The organism is Streptomyces sp. R818 (genome assembly GCF_056172735.1).
Genome location: NZ_JAOCNE010000006.1, coordinates 621,967 through 643,276 on the forward strand (window position 1 = coordinate 621,967; position 21,310 = coordinate 643,276).

General features: G+C 73.6%; 17 protein-coding genes and 1 pseudogene. 8 read left to right on the plus strand and 10 right to left on the minus strand.

What is annotated here, in order from left to right:
- Together N5I75_RS19215 and N5I75_RS19220 are read right to left on the minus strand one after the other, a co-directional pair.
- On the minus strand, positions 1–1,916 hold a 1,916-nt coding region (locus tag N5I75_RS19215), incomplete at its 3' end, for a serine/threonine-protein kinase (RefSeq protein ID WP_476679111.1).
- Between the two features lie 92 nt (positions 1,917–2,008).
- Positions 2,009–3,178: a thiolase C-terminal domain-containing protein gene (locus N5I75_RS19220; protein WP_476679113.1), complete on the minus strand. Its 1,170-nt coding sequence runs from the start codon at positions 3,176–3,178 to the stop codon at positions 2,009–2,011.
- Between the two features lie 117 nt (positions 3,179–3,295).
- Between N5I75_RS19220 and N5I75_RS19225 the strand changes: the two genes are divergently transcribed.
- Together N5I75_RS19225 and N5I75_RS19230 are read left to right on the plus strand one after the other, a co-directional pair.
- Positions 3,296–4,498 carry an acyl-CoA dehydrogenase family protein gene (locus N5I75_RS19225; protein ID WP_476679115.1) on the plus strand — a complete coding sequence of 401 codons (1,203 nt, stop codon included), beginning with the start codon at positions 3,296–3,298 and terminating at the stop codon, positions 4,496–4,498.
- Complete coding sequence (locus N5I75_RS19230; protein ID WP_476679117.1) at positions 4,498–4,986, plus strand: nitroreductase family deazaflavin-dependent oxidoreductase; 489 nt, start codon at positions 4,498–4,500, stop codon at positions 4,984–4,986. Before N5I75_RS19225 ends, N5I75_RS19230 begins: the two co-directional genes overlap by 1 nt.
- Positions 4,987–5,075: 89 nt before the next feature.
- On the opposite strand, the gene N5I75_RS19235 is transcribed toward N5I75_RS19230, so the two are convergent.
- On the minus strand, positions 5,076–5,723 hold the full coding sequence (locus tag N5I75_RS19235; RefSeq protein WP_476679118.1) for a TetR family transcriptional regulator: 648 nt from the start codon (positions 5,721–5,723) through the stop codon (positions 5,076–5,078).
- Positions 5,724–5,873: 150 nt separating this feature from the next.
- Between N5I75_RS19235 and N5I75_RS19240 the strand changes: the two genes are divergently transcribed.
- Together N5I75_RS19240 and afsK are read left to right on the plus strand one after the other, a co-directional pair.
- A complete protein-coding gene (locus N5I75_RS19240; protein WP_476679120.1) occupies positions 5,874–6,620 on the plus strand; it encodes a VOC family protein in 747 nt (248 codons plus the stop codon).
- Positions 6,621–6,802: 182 nt separating this feature from the next.
- A complete protein-coding gene (gene afsK / locus N5I75_RS19245; RefSeq protein WP_476679122.1) occupies positions 6,803–9,163 on the plus strand; it encodes a protein serine/threonine kinase AfsK in 2,361 nt (786 codons plus the stop codon).
- A 9-nt stretch (positions 9,164–9,172) separates the two neighbouring features.
- On the opposite strand, the gene N5I75_RS19250 is transcribed toward afsK, so the two are convergent.
- On the minus strand, positions 9,173–9,964 hold the full coding sequence (locus N5I75_RS19250; protein WP_476679124.1) for a hypothetical protein: 792 nt from the start codon (positions 9,962–9,964) through the stop codon (positions 9,173–9,175).
- 88 nt (positions 9,965–10,052) lie between these two features.
- On the opposite strand from N5I75_RS19250, the gene N5I75_RS19255 reads away from it, so the two are divergent.
- Positions 10,053–10,676, plus strand: coding sequence for a hypothetical protein (locus N5I75_RS19255; RefSeq protein WP_476679549.1), 624 nt, complete (start codon positions 10,053–10,055; stop codon positions 10,674–10,676).
- Positions 10,677–10,683: 7 nt separating this feature from the next.
- On the opposite strand, the gene N5I75_RS19260 is transcribed toward N5I75_RS19255, so the two are convergent.
- From N5I75_RS19260 to N5I75_RS19270, 3 genes are read right to left on the minus strand one after another with little or no spacing between them, the layout of a single operon-like run.
- The gene (locus N5I75_RS19260; RefSeq protein WP_476679126.1) at positions 10,684–11,457 is read right to left on the minus strand and encodes an enoyl-CoA hydratase/isomerase family protein; all 774 of its coding nucleotides are present in this window, start codon (positions 11,455–11,457) and stop codon (positions 10,684–10,686) included.
- Positions 11,454–11,909, minus strand: coding sequence for a Zn-ribbon domain-containing OB-fold protein (locus tag N5I75_RS19265; protein WP_476679128.1), 456 nt, complete (start codon positions 11,907–11,909; stop codon positions 11,454–11,456). Before N5I75_RS19265 ends, N5I75_RS19260 begins: the two co-directional genes overlap by 4 nt.
- A gap of 59 nt (positions 11,910–11,968) precedes the next feature.
- A complete protein-coding gene (locus N5I75_RS19270) occupies positions 11,969–13,156 on the minus strand; it encodes a lipid-transfer protein (RefSeq protein WP_476679130.1) in 1,188 nt (395 codons plus the stop codon).
- 115 nt (positions 13,157–13,271) lie between these two features.
- On the opposite strand from N5I75_RS19270, the gene N5I75_RS19275 reads away from it, so the two are divergent.
- Complete coding sequence (locus N5I75_RS19275; protein ID WP_476679132.1) at positions 13,272–14,843, plus strand: FadD3 family acyl-CoA ligase; 1,572 nt, start codon at positions 13,272–13,274, stop codon at positions 14,841–14,843.
- 153 nt (positions 14,844–14,996) lie between these two features.
- Here the strand turns inward: N5I75_RS19275 and N5I75_RS19280 are convergent.
- Positions 14,997–15,643, minus strand: a pseudogene (locus N5I75_RS19280) (nucleoside/nucleotide kinase family protein).
- Between the two features lie 35 nt (positions 15,644–15,678).
- Positions 15,679–16,458 carry a DUF4232 domain-containing protein gene (locus tag N5I75_RS19285; protein WP_476679134.1) on the minus strand — a complete coding sequence of 260 codons (780 nt, stop codon included), beginning with the start codon at positions 16,456–16,458 and terminating at the stop codon, positions 15,679–15,681.
- Between the two features lie 187 nt (positions 16,459–16,645).
- Between N5I75_RS19285 and N5I75_RS19290 the strand changes: the two genes are divergently transcribed.
- On the plus strand, positions 16,646–18,160 hold the full coding sequence (locus N5I75_RS19290) for a helix-turn-helix domain-containing protein (protein ID WP_476679136.1): 1,515 nt from the start codon (positions 16,646–16,648) through the stop codon (positions 18,158–18,160).
- 119 nt (positions 18,161–18,279) lie between these two features.
- Complete coding sequence (locus N5I75_RS19295; protein WP_476679138.1) at positions 18,280–19,482, plus strand: aminotransferase-like domain-containing protein; 1,203 nt, start codon at positions 18,280–18,282, stop codon at positions 19,480–19,482.
- A 4-nt stretch (positions 19,483–19,486) separates the two neighbouring features.
- Here the strand turns inward: N5I75_RS19295 and argS are convergent, their stop codons facing one another.
- The gene (gene argS, locus N5I75_RS19300; protein WP_476679140.1) at positions 19,487–21,256 is read right to left on the minus strand and encodes an arginine--tRNA ligase; all 1,770 of its coding nucleotides are present in this window, start codon (positions 21,254–21,256) and stop codon (positions 19,487–19,489) included.
- Between the last annotated feature and the right edge of the window lie 54 nt (positions 21,257–21,310).

Here is a 21,310-nt window from a genome sequence, read left to right on the forward strand (position 1 = left end):
TGCAGGCACTCGCCCTTGCGGAAGGGGGCGTTCGAGGTGGTGCGGAAGCGGTAGACGCGGTTGTCGTCGGGCGGGTGGGTGGCGCGCGGGCTCCGGCAGTCGTGCCCGGGGTCCGGGGCCAGGACGATGCGGCCCTGGTAGCCGGATGCGCGCAGGGCGGTGATGTCCGCCTGCTGGTCCGGGCCGTCGGCCAGGTAGACGGTGTCGGGGGCGGCGCGGTCGAGGAGGGCGCGGAGGTCGGTCTTGGACTGGGCGTGGAGCGGGGTCCTGTACGGCGTGTGGGCGTGGCCGAAACGGGTCGCCAGCGGCGCGAGGCTCTTGGTGTCGGGGGCCAGCAGTCTGTGCGTGCGCAGGCCGCGTTCCAGGTAGGAGGCGAACTGGTCGACCAGGGCGGTCGGCCGTTCCGCCGGAGTTGGGCAGGTGGGCAGGGTCGGGGTGCCGGGTGGGAGGGTGGGCGCGGGCGCACTGGTCCCGATGAGCGCGATGACGTCGGCGTACTTGTGCGCGGTCTCCGCCGGGGACTGGTGGCCGTCCCCCGCCGGCACGGCCACCGCCTCCAGGGGGAGGGGCCCGGCGTAGTCGTCGAGGGCCTGTTGCACGGCGCGGGTGTCGGGGTGGTCGGCTGTGCCGGTGACTACGGCGATGCGGAACGTCGTGCCCGCTGCGGCGGCTGGGGGCATCGCCTCCAGGTGCCTCGGAGGCGGGCCCTGCCCCTCGCCCCGCATGGCTACGGGGACCGCTGTCCCGGCGCCGACACAGATCAGCGAGATGGCGCCGAGCAGCAGACGGCGAGGACGCGTCCGGCGCCGGGGGGAGTGCCCTGGTGCCGGGTTCGGCGGGGCCGGGGTCGGTGGCGTCGGGGGTGCTTCCGGTGCGGGACTCGGCACCGCCGGGGTTGATTGCCGTGCCGGGTTCGGGGTGGCCTGGGGTGACTTCCGTGCCGGGTTCGGCGGGGCCGGGGTCGGTTGTCGTGCCGACGGTACCCCCGGGGACGCTTCCGGTGTGGGGCTCGGCACCGCCGGAATTGATCCCCGTGCCGTGTTCAGTGCCGTCCGCGCCGGGTTCAGGGCCCGTGCCTCCGCCAGCCGCGCCCCCACCTCCGCCGCGTCCCCCGGGCGGTCGTCCGGGCTCTTCGACAGCAGGTCGGCGAGCAAGTCCGCGACCGCGGCGGGGACTTCGGGGCGTATGCGGCTCACCCGCATCGGGGTGTCGTGCAGGTGGTTGTACATGACCCCGGCCGCCGGGCCCAGGAACGGGGGGCGGCCCACCAGGCACTCGTGCAGGACGCAGCCGAGTGCGTAGAGGTCGGTGCGGGCGTCGGGCGGGGCCTGGTGGAAGCGTTCCGGGGCCATGTAGGGCACGCTCCCGAGCGGCAGCGACCCCGTGCGGGTGAGGCGGGTCGCCGCCTCCGCGCCCTCCAGGAACGCGGCGATCCCGAAGTCGAGGATCTTGAGGGTGCCGGCCGGTGTGACCATGAGGTTCGCGGGCTTGATGTCCCGGTGGACGATGCCCGCCCCGTGCGCGGCGGCGAGACCGAGCGCGGCCTGGTGGCTCAGGGCCAGGGCCCGGTCGACCGGGAGGCGGACCTCGCGGCGCAGGATCACCTGCAGCGACTTCCCGGCGATCAGCTCCATCACCAGGTAGGGGACGGGCGCGCCGGTCGCGCTGTCCGTGCCGTGGTCGTGGACCGTCACCACGTGTGCGCTGGACAGGGCCGCCACCGCCCGCGCCTCCCGGCGGAAGCGGCGCACCAGTTCCCGGCGCTCGCCCGCCTCGATGTCGTCCGGCGGCGCGAACAGCTTCACGGCGACCTCGCGGCCCAGGTCCTCGTCGCGGGCGCGCCACACCTCGCCCATGCCGCCGGAGCCGATGGTCTCCAGGAGCCGGTAGCGGCCGTTGATCGCTCGTCCCCCCACAGCAACCGAAGGTAAGGGCGGAAGCGGAGAGTCGGCATATCGGGCAGGGGGCCCAATCCGTAACGGTTGTGCCTCGGGCCCGGCGCCCGCCGTCAGTCCCGGCCCAGGACCACCGTGCCCGCCGAGCAGAACCAGCCGCCCGTGCCGGAGGCCACCGCGAGCGCGGGCGCGCTGCCGTCCGCCCGCAGCACCTGATGGCCGCCCGCCTCCCCGCGCAACTGGCGTACCGCCTCCACCAGGAGGAACAGGCCGCGCATACCGGGGTGCTGGGCGGAGAGGCCGCCGCCGTCCGTGTTCGTCGGCAGCTCACCGTCGTACCGCAGGCGGCCCTTCTCCACGAAGGCGCCGCCCTCGCCCTTGGCGCAGAAGCCGAGGTCTTCGAGGGTCACCAGCGTCATGTACGTGAACGCGTCGTAGAGCTCCGCCACGTCGATCTCGGACGGGGCGACCCCGGCCCGTTCGAAGGCCAGACGGCCGCTGACGGCCGCCGGGGAGACCGTGAAGTCCTCCCACTGCGACATCGTGGTGTGCGAGACGTACTCGCCCGTGCCCAGGATCCAGGCCGGTGGCTTCGCGCAGTCCGGTACGAGGTCCTCCGCCACCATCAGCACCGCCGCGCCGCCGTCGGAGCGCAGGCAGCAGTGCAGCTTGGTGAACGGGTCCGCGATCATCGGGCCCGACAGGACGTCCTCGACGGTGATGGGGGCGCGGAACATCGCGTCGGGGTTCCGGGCCGCGTTCTGCCGCGCCTGGACCGCCACTTGGGCCAGCTGGTCCAGCGTCGTGCCGTACGCGTGCATGTGGCGCCGGGCCGCCATCGCGTACTTGGCGACGAGCGTGTGGCCGTAGGGGACCTCGAACTGGAGCGGGCCGCGCGCCCCGAACGACAGGTTCGCCGTGCGCCGCCCAGCCTTGACGTCGGCGCGGGCCGTCGAACCGTAGACGAGCAGCACGGCGCGGGCGTGCCCGGCGGCGATCGCGTCCGCCGCGTGCGCCGCCATGACCTCCCAGGTGGCGCCGCCCACCGACGTCGAGTCGACCCAGCGGGGGCGCAGACCCAGGTACTCGGCCACCTCCACCGGGGCGAGCGTGCCGAGGCCCGCGCTCGCGAAGCCGTCGACGGCGTCCGGGGTGAGACCCGCGTCGGCCAGCGCGCGGCGCGCGGCCTGGGCATGCAGGGTGTACGGGGTGGCTTCGTCCACTCGGCCGCAGTCGGAGAGGGCGATGCCCGTGATGGCGGCCTTGCGATGGGCACCAGTCATGCGAGCTGACGGTACATCAGATTCCGTGGTTTCGGGTGCCCCTCGGAGCGTGGTGTCCGGCTCTGGGAATCCTGCTTCGTCCCGCTTAATATGACGGGCCGTCAGGAAGGGGCCCGCATGGACGCCAGATTCACCGACGAGCAGCAGGAGATCCGCCGCACCCTGCGCGAACTCACCACCAAACGCTGCACCCCGGACGACGTCAAAGCCGCTGTCCGCACCCCCGGCGGGCACGACCTCGCCCTGTGGAACACCCTCGGGGGCGAACTCGGGCTGCCCGGAATCGCGCTGCCGGAGCGGCGGGGCGGGGCCGGGGCCTCGATCACCGAGCTGGCGCTGGCCGAGGAGGAGCTGGGGCGGGCCCTCGCACCGACCCCGCTGCTCGCCACCAGCGGGCTCGTCGCCCCGCTGATCACCGCCCTCGGCACCGAGGAGCAGCGGGCCGCGCTGCTCCCGCGCATCGCCGACGGCGGCCTGACCGCCGCGCTCGCCGTGCCCGGCACCGGGCTCGCCACCGCCCTCGGGCTCGTCGCCGACAACGCGGGCGACTGGGCCGGCGGCGGACGCGCGGGCGGCATCCAGGCCACCCGGCACGGCACCGGCTGGCGGCTGTACGGGCAGGCCGAGCAGGTGCTCGACGGGCACAGCGCCGGGCTGCTCCTCGTCGCCGCGCACACCGGCGGCTTCGCCCGGTCCCGGACGCTGCTGTTCCTCGTACCGGGCGACGCGTCCGGTGTCGTACGCACGCGGCAGACCTCCCTCGACGAGACCCGGCCGCGGGCGAGAATCGAACTGCGCGATGTCGACGCCGCGTTGTGCGGCCAGGAGGAGGGGGAGGCGGGCGAGGTCGTCGAGGCGCTCGCCGCTGTCGGGGACGGGGTCGCCACCCTGCTCGCCGCCGAGGCCGTCGGCGCCGCCGACCGGGCCCTTGAGCGGACCGTCGAGTACGTCAAGGAGCGCGAGCAGTTCGGGCGGCCCATCGGGTCGTTCCAGGCGGTCAAGCACCGGCTCGCCGACGTGTACGTCCAGGTGCAGGCGGCGCGGTCGGCCGCGTACTACGCCGCCTGGGCCGCGGGCGTCGAGGGCGGTGAGCGGGTCGGCGGGCTCGCGCTCGCGCAGGGTCTCGAAGCGCTGCGCACCGCCGCCGCCGAGGCCGTACAACTGCACGGCGGCATCGGGTTCACCTGGGAGCACGACGCGCATCTCTACCTCAAGCGGGCCGCCGGGGACGAGCTGCTCTTCGGGCCCGTGCATCTGCTGCGGGCGCGGGCCGCGCACGCGGCCGAGCTGTTCGTGGGCGCCGCGGGGGTGAGCGTCTGATGGCCGCCGCACCGGCCGGCGTCCGGTTCGTCCAGAAGGTGTCCTCGACCCGTGCCTTCGGCCGCGTCGCCCCGCACGTCGTCCCCGCGCTCGATCGCGCCGTGCACCGCCTCACCCGGGGGAAGGTGCTGCTCAGCGCGCAGATGCTGCCGGGCGTCGTGCTCAGCGTCCGCGGCGCGAGGAGCGGGATCGTACGGCGTACCCCGCTCGCCTGCATGCCCGAGGACGGCGGGACCTGGCTGCTGATCGGGTCGAACTTCGGGCGGCCCGGGCATCCGGCCTGGACCGCGAACCTGCTGGCGCATCCCGACGCCGAGATCAGCCTGCGGGGCGAGGACATCGCCGTGACGGCCCGGCTGCTCGACTCCCGGGAGCGGGAGGAGGCGTGGGCCGCCGCGCTGGAGTTCTGGCCGCCGTACGCGGCCTACCAGGCGCGGGTGGAACGGGAGATCCGGCTGTTCCGGCTGGTGAGGAGGGTCGGCCCCTAACGGCAACGGCGGCGGTTCACGCGTCACACGCGAACCGCCGCCGTACGACAGGACCGGAAAAAGGGAAAGTAAAAGGGGCTGGTGCGGTGCTATCTCGTCGGCTTCTTGCCCGTCACACCCAGGTACACCAACAGCGCGAGGTTCGGCCGGAGTTCGGTCTGCTTCACGCCCCAGGACTGGAAGCCCTTCTGGTGCGAGGCGACCGCCGCGAGCATCGCGACCAGCGAACCGGCCACCGCCGCCGGGCTCACGTCCTTGTCGACCTTGCCCTTGCCCTGCAGCTCCTTCACCGCGTCCGCAAGGGAGTTGTTGACCGAGTTGAGGATCTTCATACGGAGCTTGTAGAAGCGCTTGTCGCCCTCGGCCGCGCCGAGGTCGACGACGCGCAGGATCGCGTCGTTGCGGCGCCAGAACTCCAGGAAGCCGTCGACCAGCTCCTGGGCCGTCGCCCAGCCCGCCTTGCCGACCCACGAGCGGTCGGCGACCAGGTCGGTCAACCCGGCGCCCTCGGCCGCCATTTGCTCGGCGATCTCCAGGACGGCGCCCTCGACGTCCGGGAAGTACTGGTAGAACGTCGCCGGGGACGTGCCTGCCTTCCGGGCCACATCGATGACTTTGACGTCCCGGTAGGGCGAGGAGCTGAGCATCTCGCCGAGGCAGTCGAGCAGCTTCTGACGTGTTGCCTGACCACGCCGTCCGGCCACACGGCCGTCGACGGTACGTACTTGTCCTGTCATGCCGTCAGCTTACCGAGGGGTGATCGGAGCGCGATCTGGCCGACTGCAAATGGGGTTGGGACCCCCGAGGGGGCGCCCGCGGGGGCGGGAAATGGCCAGAGGTTCGGAACTCAAGTACAGCCCCCCGGCCCCCCTCGCTAGCGTGCTGCCATGCTGCCGGACCACCCCGAGGGCGCCCCGTGCTGGGCCGACGCCCGGCTGCCCGACGTCGAGGCGGGGAAGCGGTTCTACGGGGACCTCTTCGGGTGGACCTTCGACGAGGGCGCGGGCGCCGAGCGCGGCTACTACACCGCCGCCTACAGCCATGACCTGGCCGTCGCCGCCCTCGCCCCGGGCGGGCGCGGCTGGACCGTGCACTTCGCGGTGCGGGACGCCTACGCCGCCGCCGAGCGGACCGTCGCGGCCGGCGGCTACCTCCTGTCGGGCCCGCTGTCGGCCGGCACCGTCGCCACCGTCGCCCTCGCCGGGGGCCCCGACGGCGCGGTCTTCGGTCTGTGGCAGGCGGGCAGCCACCAGGGCTTCGAGCGGGCCGGGGCGCCGGGCGCCGTCTGCCGGGCCGAACTGTGGACCCCCGAGGCGGCCCTCAGCGACGCCTTCTACGCGGCGGTCCTCGGCTATCCGGCCGAGCCGCTCGGCGGCGCCGACCTGCGCTTATGGCGGGCCGCGACCCCGGCGGAGAGCGGACGCGCCGCCCCCGGGGCGGGGCGGCGCCGGGTCCCTGAGTGGCCCGCGCGGTTCCTGGTGTACTTCGGCTCCGCCGACCTCGCGGGGAGCTGCGCCGAGGCGGTCCGGCTCGGCGGGCACGTCCGGGTGGCGCCGCATCCGACCCCGTACGGGCACGTCGCCGTCCTCGCCGACGACCAGGGGACGGACTTCGTGCTGCTCGGGCCCGTCTGAGGCGCTTCCGCACGGCCGGGACACCCCGATTTGCCCCCAGGTTCGCCACCGGGGCTCCGGACAGGAAGAATCAGGGTGCGCGCCGCCGTAGGGCTGCGGTGGTGAGACGCTGACGGGGGCCGTATGTGCGATGTACCTGGAAACCCGGGGGTTCCGGCATCGCTCGGGGAGGTGGCAGGCAAGTGATGGATCAGCTGACGCAGCACGATCCGAGAAGGATCGGTCCGTTCGAGGTGCTCGGACGGCTCGGCGCGGGCGGCATGGGTCTGGTCTATCTGGCACGCTCGGCGTCCGGCCGGCGCGTGGCCATCAAGACGGTGCGCACGGAACTGGCCGAGGACCAGCTGTTCCGGGTGCGCTTCACCCGCGAGGTCGAGGCGGCCCGCGCGGTGTCCGGTTTCTACACGGCCGCCGTCGTCGACGCCGACCCGCGCGCGGCCGTGCCGTGGCTCGCCACCGCCTATGTGCCCGCGCCCTCGCTCGAGGAGATAGTGAATGAGTGCGGGCCGCTGCCCGCGCAGGCCGTGCGCTGGCTGGCGGCGGGCGTCGCCGAGGCGCTCCAGTCCATCCACGGCGCGGGCCTGGTCCACCGCGACCTCAAGCCGTCCAACGTCCTCGTCGTCGAGGACGGGCCGCGCGTCATCGACTTCGGTATCGCCTCCGGCGTCTCCAACACCCGCCTGACCATGACGAACGTGGCCGTGGGCACGCCCGCGTACATGTCGCCCGAGCAGGCGAAGGACTCCCGCAGCGTCACCGGCGCCAGCGACGTCTTCTCGCTGGGCTCGACGCTCGTCTTCGCCGCCACCGGGCACGCGCCCTTCCACGGCGCGAACCCCGTCGAGACGGTCTTCATGCTCCTGCGCGAGGGCCCCGACCTGGAGGGGCTGCCCGCCGAGCTGCGGCCGCTCATCGAGTCGTGCATGCAGATGGACCCCACGCTGCGGCCCTCGCCGGCCGACCTCCAGGCCCAGCTCGCCCCGCACCTCTTCGGGCCCGGCAGCGACGACAGCGGCACGGCGTCCGCCTGGCTGCCCGAGCGGTCCGTCGCCCTGATCGAGGCGCGGCGCGGCGTCCGCACCATCGCCAAGCCGCAGCCCGGCCGCACCCCGGGCCACGGCGCCCGGGTCCCCGCCATGCCCGCGCAGCCGCCGGGCCCCGTGTCGAGCGACGGGCTCGCGCAGCCCGCGCCGGTCCTCGCGGGCACGGGCGTCGCCGACGGCCCGGTCCGCCTCGCCGGGGCCCAGGTGCCGATCGGGCCCGGACCCCGCGTCGCCGACGCCCGCGCCGCCGCCGTCAAGGCGCCCCCGGCCGAGTCCGGACTCGTCGCGTCCTGGACCCGCGCCAAACCCGCCGCGCCCGCCGTCAACGGGACGCAGGACCCGGTCGTCCCGCCGCCCGCCCAGGCGGAGGGCTCGGCCTGGCGCCCCTGGCGTTTCCGCATGTCGAACGATGTGTGGGGCACCCCGAAGGTCGCCGGTGACCTCGTCTACGTCACCTCCTTCGAGGTCCACGCGCTCGACGTCGCCACCGGCCGCCGCCGCTTCAAGACCCGCGACGTCGCCTGGTCCATGGCCGTCGCCGACGGCCGCATCCACGCCTCCGACGGCCCCACCCTGTGGGCGCTCGACGCCCGCGAGGGCGGCGACCTGTGGCGCCTGCAGACCGACGCCTGGGTCTACGCGCTCCAGGCCGACCGCGGCACCGTCGTCACCGGCACCCGCGGCGGCGGCGTCCAGGCCCGCGAAGCCGTCACCGGCGACAAACTGTGGGAGATCACCGGCTGCCAGACCGACTTCGAGACCCCGGAGGCCGGGCCCGTCGTCCACGACGGCACCGTCTACGTGTGGCAGAACGCCCGGCTGCGCGCCCTCGAAGCGCGTACGGGCGAGGAGCGCTGGTCCTACCCGGTCGGCGACGCGGCCTCCTGCGGCGGCGTCCCCCTCCGGCTCACCCCCGCGCCCGACGGCTACGTCTACGTCTCCGCCGGCACCCGCGTCCTCGCCATCGAGGCCGGCTCCGGGCACGTCCGCTGGCACTTCGAGGCGCCCGCGGTGTTCCTGTCGCCGCCCGCCTTCGCCCCCGGCCCGGCCGTGACCGGCGGCGGCATCTACCTCGCCGACCACCTCGGCACCGTCTACGCCCTGGACGCCACCGACGGCCGCGACCGCTGGCGCATCGCGACGGAGTCGCGGCCCGCCGCCGTCGACCCCGTGCTCGTCGCCCACGGCCACGTCCACGTCGGCAGCGGGCAGGGCCTCTACACCCTCGACGCCGTCGCCGGGACGCCGAAGTGGCGGTTCCAGGCGGGCGGCGAGATCGTCGGCTCCCCGGTCGTCGCCGACGGCCGCGTCCACTTCGGCTCCACGGACCACCTGCTGTACACGCTGAAGGCCGACGACGGGCGGCTGCGGTGGAAGCTGGCCACCGGTGGCGAGATCACCGGGACGCCGGTCGTGCGGGACGGCGTCGTGTACGCGTGCAGCAAGGACCGGTGCGTGTACGCGCTGGACGCGGAGAAGGGCACCGGCACGAGTCGCTAGGCGCCGGCCTCAGCCGTTTCGTGTGGGTGTGCTGCCGCCCTGGGGTGGCTGGACGCGGGGCTGGGGCCGGGTCGTGGTGAGGTCCTCGTCGATGGCGGCCGGGCCGGGGTCCACCGGCGGCAGGTTCTGCGTCCGGTCGAGGTCCGGGTCGGGGGCCTGGCCCCGTGTACGGGGCTGGTCGTACCCGGCGGTGCCCCAGGTGACGGGGGGCTGGGCGGTGGTCGGCGGGTTCTGCCAGGTGGACGGCTGGTCGTAGCCGTCCCCGGGCTCGTACCCGCCGTGCTCCCCGTACCCCCTTTGCTCCCCGTACCCCCTTTGCTCCCCGTGCTCCCCGTGCTCCCCGTGCTCCCCGGCCGGAGCATGGCTGTGGCGGCCCTGATGGGGATGGCGGCCGCTCATCACCAGCGCGCCGAGCAGCAGGAGCACGCCACCGCCGAGCGAGGCGGCGACCCCGTCCCCGAGCCCGTTGCCGTTGGCGGTGAGGACGAGCTGGTCCTCCGCCTGGGCCACCCGGACCATCCACAGCACCGTGCAGCCGATCACGACGACGCCCGCGAAGGCGACCAGGAGCCGCGAGCGCACCACCAGACCGACCAGCGCGAGCAGCGCCAGGATCACGAACGGCAGGAAGAGGGAGCCGAACAGTTCGGCGCGGGCGCTCGTGACGCCGCCGCCCGAGAACAGCTCCTGGAGCCGGTAGCCGCGCCCCTGCCTGCCGTTGTTCCAGACGCGGAAGGGGCTCCACACGGCCGCCGCCGCTCCGGCGAGGGCGAGGACCGATCCGACGACGTTGCGCAGCATCAGCAGCCTCCTCGGTCTCGTTACGACGCTACGCCCGGTCCGTGCGGGGTGCCATGCGGCAGTCCTGTGACGGTAGGGTCCCCGCGTGATGAAACGGGGAATGAAGCTGACGGCTGTCGCGACGCTGGTGGTACTGGCCCTGACGGGGTTCTCCACCGGCCGGGGGCACGGAGGTTCGCACCACGGGGGGAGTGGCGGGGGCGGCGGGTGCAGCAGCTCGTCGCAGGACCATGACAGCTCGTCGAGTTCGTCGGGCTCGTCGGGCTCGTCCGGTTCCGGGGGTTCTTCCGGCTACGACGACGATGACGACGACTATCCGTACGGGGACGACTCCTCGTACGGGGACGGCTCCTCGGCGTCGACGTCGTCCTCGGGCGGCAGCGGGTACACGCGGCGGCCCGGGTACCGGTCGACGCCGTCGTCGTCCAGCGGGCACGGGTCCCGGCAGAACGCCGAGGCACGGCTCGTCCGCTGCGCGAGCGTGCAGCAGCCGTACGCCACGGTCGAGGTCACCAACCCGAACAGCCGCACCGACACGTTCACGGTGACCGTGACCTTCCGCGACGTGAAGGGCATCGCGTTGGACGCGAGTTCGGCGGACGTCAAGGTCGGCGGCAACGACAAGGCGACGGTGAAGGTGCCGGTCGATTCCGGTGTGGTGCGGGTCAGCGAGGTGGACCGCTGCACGGTCGACCCCGAGGCGCGGCCGTAGAGCCGGCTCACCGGAGCCGGAACTCCCGGGCCGACCGCCCGCGGAACAGTTCCTCCTGTTCCGCGGTCGGCAGGTTGCCGAGCGCGATCAGGTGCGGGGCCTGGGCGAAGGCGTGGGCGCGGGCGGTCTCCGTGGCCGCCCACACCGCCCGCACCGTCCCCTGCACCGCCGCCGTCGGACACCCGGCGATCGTCTCCGCGCACCGCAGCGCCGCCTCCAGGGCGGCGCCCGGCGCGGTGACCTCCGAGACCAGGCCCGTCTCGTAGGCCCGCCGCGCCGACATCCGTTCCGCCGCGCCCATCAGGGCCAGACGGGCCACCTCGCCGGGCGGCATCCGCTGGGCCAGGTGCATCGACTCGTACGCGCTGACCATGCCGTACGTGGTGTGCGGGTCGAAGAAGGTGGCCGTCTCGTCGGCGATGACGAACTCCGCCTCGCCGAGCAGGTAGAACGCCCCGCCGCACGCCATCCCCGCCACCGCCGCGATCACCGGTTTCCACAGGTCGTTCGCCTTCGGGCCGATGGAGAGCAGCGGGTCGTCCGTGGAGTAGGGGGAGCGGGGCTGCGGTACGGCGGTGTCGCGGTCGATGCCCGTGCAGAACGCGCGGCCCCCGGCGCCGGTCAGGACGACGGCCCGTACGTCGTCGTCGAAGCGGAAACCCTGCCAGGTGGTGCGCAGTGCGGAGGCCAGGACTGTGTCGATCGCGTTCAGGCGGTCCGGTCTGTCCAGGGTGACCACTGCTACGCCGGTCGCCGCGTTCTTCTCCGTGCGCAGGGTCATGGGCGTTCCAGGACCCAGCGGGGGAGCGTGATGCCGTCGGTCTCCGTGAAGACCACCTGGACGCGGGCGCCGATCCGGATGCGGTCCGGGTCCACCGAGTCGAGGCGGGCGTCGGGGGCGGCGACCAGGTTGCCGACCAGTCGTATGCGGGGGGCTTCCGCCAGTTCTACGAGGATGGTGTTGTACGGGGCTTGGGCCGCGTAGGCCGGGAGCAGTGGGGGGTGCGGGATGACGTAGGACCAGATTCTTCCCCGGCCGGTCATGCGGCGCCATGCGGTGTCGAAGCTGTGGCAGGTGGGGCAGCAGGGGCGTGGTGGAAAGCGGAGTTCTTGGCAGGCGGGGTTGGCGCAGGCCTGGACTCTCAGTTCGCCCTGCCTTGCGTAGGCCCAGAAGGGGGCGCCGTCGTCGTCGACGGTGGGGGTCAGCAGGGGTGGTCGCGTCGCGTCTGCCATGTGCCGTCCTTGGTCGGGTGCCGGTCTCGTTGTGGCTGGTCGCGCAGTTCCCCGCGCCCCTAGGCGCTTCTCAGGAGCACCGCCGATGTGGGGACTCCCTCGCCCGCTGTCACCAGGCATGTGCGTGCGTTCGGGATCTGGGACGTGCTGGTGCCGCGTAGTTGCTTCACGCCCTCGGTGATCAGGTTGAAGCCGTGGACGTAGGCCTCCGAGAGGCCGCCGCCGGCCGTGTTGATGGGGAGGCGGCCGCCTGTCTCCAGGGCGCCGCCCTCCGTGAACGCGCCGCCCTCGCCGCGTGCGCAGAAGCCGTAGCCCTCAAGGGAGAGCGGGATGAGCGGAGTGAACGCGTCGTAGATCTGGGCGACGTCGACGTCCTCGGGGGTGAGGTCGGAGTGCTTCCAGAGGTGGCGGGCGGCGGTCCAGGCGGGGCCGGTCAGCGGGTCGTCGTTCCAGTAATTGACCATGCCGTGGTGCTGGGCGGGCAGCCCCTGCGCGGCGGAGTGGATGTAGACGGGCTTCCGGCGGCAGTCGCGGGCCCGTTCGGCGGAGACCACGACGCAGGCCAGCGCCCCGTCCGTCTCCAGGCAGTTGTCGTAGAGACAGAGCGGCTCGCTGATCCAGCGGGCGTTCATGTACATGTCGCGGGTGAGGGGGCGCTCGTACATCATCGCGGCCGGGTTCTGGTTGGCGCGGTTGCGGCAGGCGAGGGCGACGTTGAAGAGGTGGTCGCGGGTGGCGCCGTACTCGTGCATGTAGCGGCGGGCCAGCATGGCTATCTCGTCGGCGGGGCGGAGCAGGCCGAAGGGGCGGGTCCACTGGGCGGGCGTGGGGAGTTGGACCGCCGTGTTCCTCCAGGGGCGGGGGCCGCTGCCGCGCTTGCGGGAGCGCCACGCGACGCCGACGCCCGCCTGGCCCGTGACGATCGCGGCGGCGAGATGGGCGAGGGTCGCGCAGGAACCGCCGCCGCCGTAGCCGACCTTGCTGAAGTGGGTGACGTCGCCCGCGCCGATCGCCTTCGCGATCTCGACCTCGTCCGTCTCCTCCATCGTGTACGAGGCGAAGCCGTCGACCTCGGACGGCTCGATGCCCGCGTCGTCGAGAGCGGCGAGGATCGCGCGGCACGCCAGCGTCTTCTCCGACTCGGGAAGGCTCTTGGCGAAGCCGGTCTGCCCGATGCCGACGACGGCCGTCGCGTCCTTGAGCCCGGACGCGAGAGTGCTCGGAGCGCCGGATGTCGTGTGCGCCATGGGTACCCGCCCCTGCCTGTACCAAGACCCGGTCTGCTGACAGCGCGTCAGGCTACAGCTAATCTGACGGGTAGTCAGCTACGGCGTGCGTGGGCGGTGCGGAAGGCGGCGGGCGATGGAGACCGGTGGCGGACGGCGGACGATCCCGCAGCTCGTACGGGACGCGGCGGCGCGGTACGGCGGGCGCGAGGCGGTCGTCGACGGGCGCGCCCGGATCACGTACGCGGAGCTCGGTCAGCGCGTCGAGCGGTCCGCCGCCGCCTGTCTCGCCGCCGGGATCGAGCCCGGCGACCGCGTCGCGATCTGGGCGCCGAACACCCTCGACTGGATCGTCTCCGCACTCGGCGCGGTCACCTCCGGCGCCGTCCTCGTGCCCCTCAACACCCGGTTCAAGGGCGCCGAGGCCGCCGACATCCTCGCCAGGTCGCAGGCCAGAATCCTCTTCGTCACCGGTACGTTCCTCGGCACGTCGTACGTGGCCTCGCTGCGCCGCGCCCACCAGGCGGGCGCCGAACTCCCGGCCCTGGAACAGGTGGTGGTGCTCGGCGACACCGCTCCCGACGTGCCCGGGTACCGGAGCTGGAAGGAGTTCCTCGCGGCCGGGGACAAGGTGACGGGCGCGGAGGTGCGCCGGCGGGCCGACGCCGTCGCCCCGTCCGCCGCGTCCGACATCGTCTTCACCTCGGGCACCACCGGGCGGCCCAAGGGCGCGGTCATCACGCACGCGCAGACCCTGCGCGGCTACGAGATCTGGGCCGACCTCGCGGGCCTGCGCGCGGGCGACCGCTATCTGATCGTGAACCCCTTCTTCCACACCTTCGGCTACAAGGCCGGGATCATCGCCTGCCTGATACGCGGCGCGACGATGATCCCGCAGCCCGTCTTCGACGTGGACACGGTCCTCGCCAACATCGCCGCCGAACGCGTCTCCGTCCTGCCCGGACCGCCCACCCTCCACCAGTCCCTGCTCGACCACCCGGGCCGCGACGCCCACGACCTGTCGGCGCTGCGGCTCGTCGTGACCGGGGCGGCGGTCGTGCCGTTGCGCCTGGTCGAGCGGTTGCGCGGCGAGCTGCACATCGACACCGTGCTCACCGCGTACGGGCTCTCCGAGGCCGGCGGCATCGTCACCATGTGCCGCCGCGGCGACCCCGCGGAGCGGATCGCGGCGACCTCGGGGCGGGCCATCCCCGGCACCGAGGTCCGGGTCGCGTCGGCCGGGCCCGGGGAGCCGGGGGAGGTACTGGTCCGGGGCTTCAACGTCATGCGCGAGTACTACGAGGACCCGGCGGCGACGGCCGAGGCGATCACGGCGGACGGGTGGCTGCGCACGGGCGATGTCGGCGTCCTCGACGCCGACGGCTACCTCCGGATCACCGACCGCATCAAGGACATGTTCATCGTCGGCGGCTTCAACGCCTACCCCGCCGAGATAGAGCAGCTCCTCGGACTGCACCCCGGCGTCGCCGACGTGGCCGTCGTCGGCGTTCCGGACGGCCGTCTCGGCGAGGTCGGCAAGGCGTACGTCGTCCGCCGCCCCGACGCCGTCCTCACCGGCGACGACCTGATCGCCTGGGCCCGGCGCGAGATGGCCAACTTCAAGGTGCCGAGGGAGATCGCCTTCGTGAACGAACTGCCGCGCAACGCGAGCGGGAAGGTGGTGAAGGGGCGGTTGCGGAGGGACTGATCGCGGGGCGCCGGCCGTGCTGGTCGCGGGGGACTGATCGCGGGGTGCTGACCGTGCCGGTCGCGGGAGGGCTCGTCACCGGGCGTTCAGCGTGCTGGTCGCGGGAGGGCTCGTCACGGGGTGCCGACCGTGCCGGTCGCGCGGAAGGGCTCGTCACCGGGGGTCCACCGCTCCCCGGTCGACGTCCACGACCACGTCCGCCCGCGCCCGGCCGGAGGCCACGCGGTGGGCGTTCGCCTCGTCCGAGCGGAGGACCCAGTCGCGGGCCGCCCGCGGGGACTTGCCGAAGGTGATGTGGCGGGCGATCAGGCGGTCGACCCGTACGGTCTCGTCCACCGCCACCCACCACACCTCGTCCAGCGCCGGACGCACCGCCGTGGACCAGGGGGCCTCCTCCAGGAGGAGGTAGTTGCCCTCCGTCACGATCAGCGGGGTCTCCGGAGCCACCGGGAGCGCGCCCGCCAGGGGTTGTTCCAGGGTGCGTTCGAAGGACGGGGCGTAGACCGTCTCCCCGGGGCGCGGTGCGCGCAGCCGGGCGAGGAGCGCCGCGTAGCCGTACGCGTCGAACGTGTCCGGGGCACCCTTGCGGTCGGCGCGGCCGAGCCGGTCCAGCTCCGCGTCGGCGAGGTGGAAGCCGTCCATGGGACGAGCGCGGCCAGCCCGTCCAGGGCGTCCACGACCGCCGCCGCCAGCGTCGACTTGCCCGCGCCGGGCGGGCCCGCGATGCCGAGGACACGGCGGGGGCCCGCCGCCCGCGCCAGGGCGCGTGCGCGGGCCGCCAGTTCGTCTACGTAGTCCATGAGGAGCAGTTTTCCAGCCCTGCGGAGGCGAGGCGTCACCACATCAGCGCGGCGTCCATCTCCGTCTGCCAGTACGTGACCTTCAGGGTGTCGTCGACCCAGACGCCCTTCGCGGGCAGCGCGGGCCGCGCGGCCTCGCCGTCGTGGTCGGACGCGCCCTTGGGGCCCGCGAAGTAGACGGAGAGGGACTTCGCCCAGTAGCCGTGCGCGCCGCTGTCGTCGGTCGCGGAGAGGGTGACGCCCGCGTAGCCGGACCGGCCCGGCTCCAGGGAGACGACGGCCTGCGGCTGCGAGTCCTCGATGACCGGCGGCACCGACTGCGCCTCGCCGAACCGGACCGCCGGGTAGTAGTAGAGGTCGCAGGCGGTGGAGCCGGTGTTGGTGACCGTGAGGAGCATGTGGTTCACGGGGCGGTTGACCGGCGCGGCGGTGGTGCGGGTGTTGGAGCCGTCGCAGACCGCCCGCTCGGTGGAGGCCTGCTCGGACGCGGCCGGCTTCGGCGCGTCGGCGGTGGTGTCGGCGGTGGGCTTCGCGACCGGCTGCTTCGTGGCCGGCCGCTTCGTGGCGGCCGAAGTGTCCGGCGTGGAAGCGGTGGGCTTCGAACCGGCCGGGGCCGGCTTCGCGTCCGTGGTGGGGGAGGCGGCGCGGGTCGGCGTCGAGGACGTGCTCGAACCGGCCGGCGCGCCCTCGTCCTCGACGCCCGCACCGTCGTTGCAGGCGGTCAGTGCGAACGCCGCGAGTGCGACGGTCGCGGCGGCGGTGGCGAGACGGGCACGGCGGACACGGCGGGTACGGGAGGTACGGATGCTGGACATTCTGGTGGTCCCCTTCGGTGCTGCGGTGGCTGTGGTGCTTGGATGACCAGAGCTTGTGCGGTGATCCGTCCCAGCCGCCACGATCCGCGGGCAGTACGGGACACTGGAACGCTGGAACAGGCTCTGACCTGGGGAAATGCGCACTGCCTGGAACGCCCGGGCGGGACGCGGGGGAACGGAGGAACGGGTGTCAGGGGATCTGCCGGGGGACAGCGCGGAGGCGTTCGCGACGCTGCTGCGGGGGCTGAAGGACCGTTCGGGGCTCAGCTACGGGACGCTGGCCAAGCGCCTGCACATGAGCACGTCGACGCTGCACCGCTACTGCAACGGCACGGCGGTACCGACGGACTACGCCCCGGTGGAGCGCCTCGCCCGCCTCTGCAAGGCGACCCCGCAGGAACTGGTCGAACTCCACCGGGCGTGGATCCTGGCGGACGCGGGCCGGGGGCGGAAGACGACGCCGAGCCCGGCCCCGGAGGCGACGCCAAGCCCGGCCCCGGAGGCGACGGCGAGCCCGGCCCCGGGGGTGACGCCGAGCATGGCTCCGGAGGCGACGGCGAGCGCGGCTCCGGAGAGGACGCCGGGCACGGCCCAGCAGGCGACGGCGAGCGCGGCACCGGAGAGGACGCCGGGCACGGCCCAGGAGGCGACGCCGGGCGCGGCTCCGGAGGCGGCCAGTACCGCTGTTGACCCGGAGCCGCCCGCCGCGTCCCCGGAGGCGCCCGCCTCCGTCGACCTCCCCGGCGCCGCCCAGGCCCGCCCCCACCCCCGGCCCCGCCGCAAGCGCACCGTGCTCATCGCCGGGATCGCCGTCGCCGCCGTGCTCGGGGCCGTCGCGCTGACGGTGAATCTGAAGGCGGGGGACGACGGGAGCGGCGCCGCGCCGCAGGCGGCCGGGGCCACGGCCTCCGGGGAACGGGGGGCCGCCGACCGAGCCCCGTCCACGTCGCCCTCCGCGTCCTCGTCCCCCTCCACGTCGGCGTCCGGGTCCGCCGATCCCTCGGCATCCGCCTCCGCCCGCACGGGCACCTCGCCCGCCGCCCCCTCCCGCACCACCGGCGGGGCCAAGGGCGGAGCCGATGGCCGGGCCACGGGCGCGCCGCTCACCGTCGCCACCCGCCCCTACGTCTACGAGAGCCCGTGCAGCCAGCACTTCCTCGTCGACAGCGAACCCGCGCAGGTCGGCCCGCCCGCCACCGAGCCGGAGGCCACCCGCTGGGCGGCGGCGTACGGCGCGGTCGCGTCCGGGGAGCAGCGCGTGGCGCTGACCGTGCAGGGCACCGGGCACGACACCGTCGTCCTGGAGGCGCTGCACGTCCGCGTCGTCAGCAGCAACGCCCCGCTCGCCTGGAACGACTACTCGATGGGCGTCGGCTGCGGCGGCGGCGTCGGGACCAAGTCGTTCGACGTGAACCTGGACGCGGGCAGCCCGACCGCCGACGGCAGGAACGGGCAGCGGGACTTCCCCTACAAGGTCAGCGAGTCCGACCCCGAGGTCTTCTACGTCACGGCGCACACCACGACCCGCGACGTCCGCTGGGACCTCAGCCTGGAGTGGTCCAGCGGCGACCGCCGAGGCACCGTCCACATCGACAACGCGGGCACCCCGTTCCGCACCAGCGCCGACGCCGGCCGCGCCGGCTACGACTACCCGCTCGGCACCAACGAGTGGATCAAGAGGGAGGAGCAGAGCGCCGGTTGAGGGCGGGCACCCGTGGCGGGCGAACGGCTCACGTCCGTATCCCGAAACGGCAGGTGCACAGGACACCTACTTCTTTAGGGTTCCGGACAACCGCCGCCCGCCCGGAAGGACTCGTGCCCATGACCGCCACCACGTCCGTGGACCCCGCCCCGCTCGCCGCCCGCGTCGCCACCGTCGGCGGCTCCCCGATCCGGGACATCCTCGCGGTCACCGCCCGGCCCGAAGTCATCAACTTCGCGGGCGGCCTCCCGGCCCCCGAACTCTTCGACACCGACGGCATCGCGGCCGCGTTCGCCCACGTCCTCCAAGCCGATCCGCGGCGCGCGCTCCAGTACTCCACCACCGAGGGCGAACCCGCCCTGCGCGAGGCGCTCGCCGCCCGCACCACCGCCCGCGCGCTGCCCACCACCGCCGACGACCTGCTGATCACCACCGGCTCCCAGCAGGCGCTGTCCCTCCTCACGACCGCGCTGATCGAACCCGGCGACACCGTCCTCGTCGAGAACCCCTGTTACCTGGCCGCCCTGCAGGCCTTCGGCCTCGCGGGCGCCCGCATCGTCCCCGTCCCCTGCGACACCGACGGCATCGACCCCGACGCCCTCGACGCGCTCGCCGCCGAGCACTCGCCCAAGCTCCTCTACACGGTGCCCACGTTCCAGAACCCGACCGGCCGCACCCTGCCCGCAGGACGCCGCGCCGCCGTCGCCCGGATCGCCGCGCGGCGCGGACTGTGGATCATCGAGGACGACCCGTACGGCGAACTCCGCTTCGAGGGCGAGCGCGTGCCCTGGATCGCCAGTCACGAGGACGCCCGCGACCGCACCGTGCTGCTCGGCTCGTTCTCCAAGGTCATGGCGCCGGGCCTGCGCCTCGGCTGGCTGCGCGCGCCCGCCGCGCTGCGCCGCGCCTGCGCCGTCGCCAAACAGGCCGCCGACCTGCACACCCCGACCGTCACCCAGCTCGCCGCCGCCCGCTACCTCGCAGACTCCGACCTCGACGCGCATGTCGCCAAGGTCGCCGCCGCGTACGGCAGCCGCCGCGACGCGATGCTCGCGGGGATCGCCGACGCGCTTCCGGAGGGGTCGACGTGGACCCGGCCCGAGGGCGGCATGTTCCTGTGGGCCCGGCTGCCCGGCACCGGCGGACACGACACGACCGCCCTGCTCGGCAAGGCGGTCGCGTACGAGGTGGCGTACGTCCCGGGCGATCCGTTCCACATCGCCGACGCCGACTCCACGACCCTCCGGCTCTGCTTCGTGACGCAGGAACCGGAGGAGATCGCGGAAGGGCTGCGGCGGCTCGGCCGCGCCCTCAAGGGCTGAGCGCTCAGAGGCGCTCGGGGGTCCGGATGCCGAGCAGGGCCATGCCCTGGTGGAGCGTCCGGGCCGTCAGGTCGCACAGGAACAGCCGGTTCTCCACGACCTCCTGCTCCGGACGCGGCTTGATCACCGGGCACTGGTCGTAGAACGTCGTGAACAGCGACGCCAGCTGGTACAGGTACGCGGCCAGCTTGTGCGGCGCGTACTCCGCCGACGCCTCGAAGACGAGGTCGCCGAACGCGTCCAGGTGCAGGCCGAGGGCGCGCTCGGCCGGGGCGAGCGCCAGCTCCGGGTGGGCGGCCGGGGTGTCGCCCTCGGACTTGCGCAGGATCGACTTGATCCGGGCGTACGCGTACTGCAGGTACACGCTCGTGTCGCCGTTCAGCGACACCATCTGGTCCAGGTCGAACTTGTAGTCCCGGTTCGCCGACGTCGACAGGTCCGCGTACTTCACGGCGCCGATCCCGACGTACCGCCCGTTCTCGACGATCTCCTCCTCGGAGAGGCCGATCTTCTCCGCCTTCTCCCGCACCACGGCCGTCGCCCGCTCGGCCGCCTCGTCGAGGAGGTCCTCCAGGCGCACGGTCTCGCCCGCGCGGGTCTTGAACGGCTTGCCGTCGGCGCCGAGCACCGTGCCGTAGCCCATGTTGTGCGCGGTGACGTCGTCGCTCAGCCAGCCCATCCGGCGGGCCGCCTCGAAGACCATCTTGAAGTGCAGCGACTGGCGGACGTCCACGACGTACAGCAGCGTCGTCGCGTTCAGGTCCTGGACGCGGTTGCGGATCGCGGAAAGGTCGGAGGCCGCGTAGCCGAAGCCGCCGTCCGCCTTCTGCACGATCAGCGGCACCGGCTCGCCGTCCTTGCCGCGGATCTCGTCGAAGAACACGACGAGCGCGCCCTCGGAGCGCACCGCGACACCCGACTCCTCCAGGAGCCGCGCCGTCTCCGGCATCAGGTCGTTGTACGCCGACTCGCCGACGATCTCGTCGTCCCGGATCTCCATGTCGAGCTTCTCGAAGACCGAGTAGAAGTAGACCTTCGACTCGTCCACGAACCGCTGCCACAGGTCGAGCGTCTCCTTGTCGCCGGACTGCAGCGCCACGACCCGCTTGCGGGCCCGCTCCTTGAACTGCTCGTCCGAGTCGAAGACGGCGCGCGACGCCTTGTAGATCCGGTTCAGGTTCGACATGGCCTGCTCGCCGTCGACCTCGTCGGCCGGGGCCAGCTCGCCCGGGTGCTCGGTCAGGTACTGGATGAGCATGCCGAACTGGGTGCCCCAGTCGCCGATGTGGTGGCGGCCGACCGTCTTCTCACCGGTGAAGTCGAGCATGGCGCGCAGCGCGTCACCGATGACCGCCGAGCGCAGGTGGCCGACGTGCATCTCCTTCGCCACGTTCGGCTGCGCGTAGTCGATGACCGTCGTGCCCGGGTGCTCCTTCAGGGGCACGCCGAGCCGGTCGCCGTCGGCGGCGCGGGCGGCGAGGGTCTCGGTGATCGCACGGTCGGTGACCGTCACGTTCAGGAAGCCGGGGCCCGAGACCTCGACATCGGCGAGGAGATCACCATTGACGATCTTCTCCACGACCTGCGTGGCCAGCTCCCGCGGGTTCGCCTTCGCCTTCTTGGCGAGCGCCAGGATCCCGTTGGCCTGGTAGTCGGCCCGGTCGCTACGTCGCAGCAGCGGGTCCGCGCCCGCACCGGCCTCGGGGAGGGCGGCGCTGAGGGCGTCGGCGAGACGCTGGTGGACGGAGGACGTGAGGGACGTGACCGAGGCCATGGAGTAGATGCCGTTCCGCTCGTAGGTGTCAGGAGACAGGGTCCAGGGGCCAGG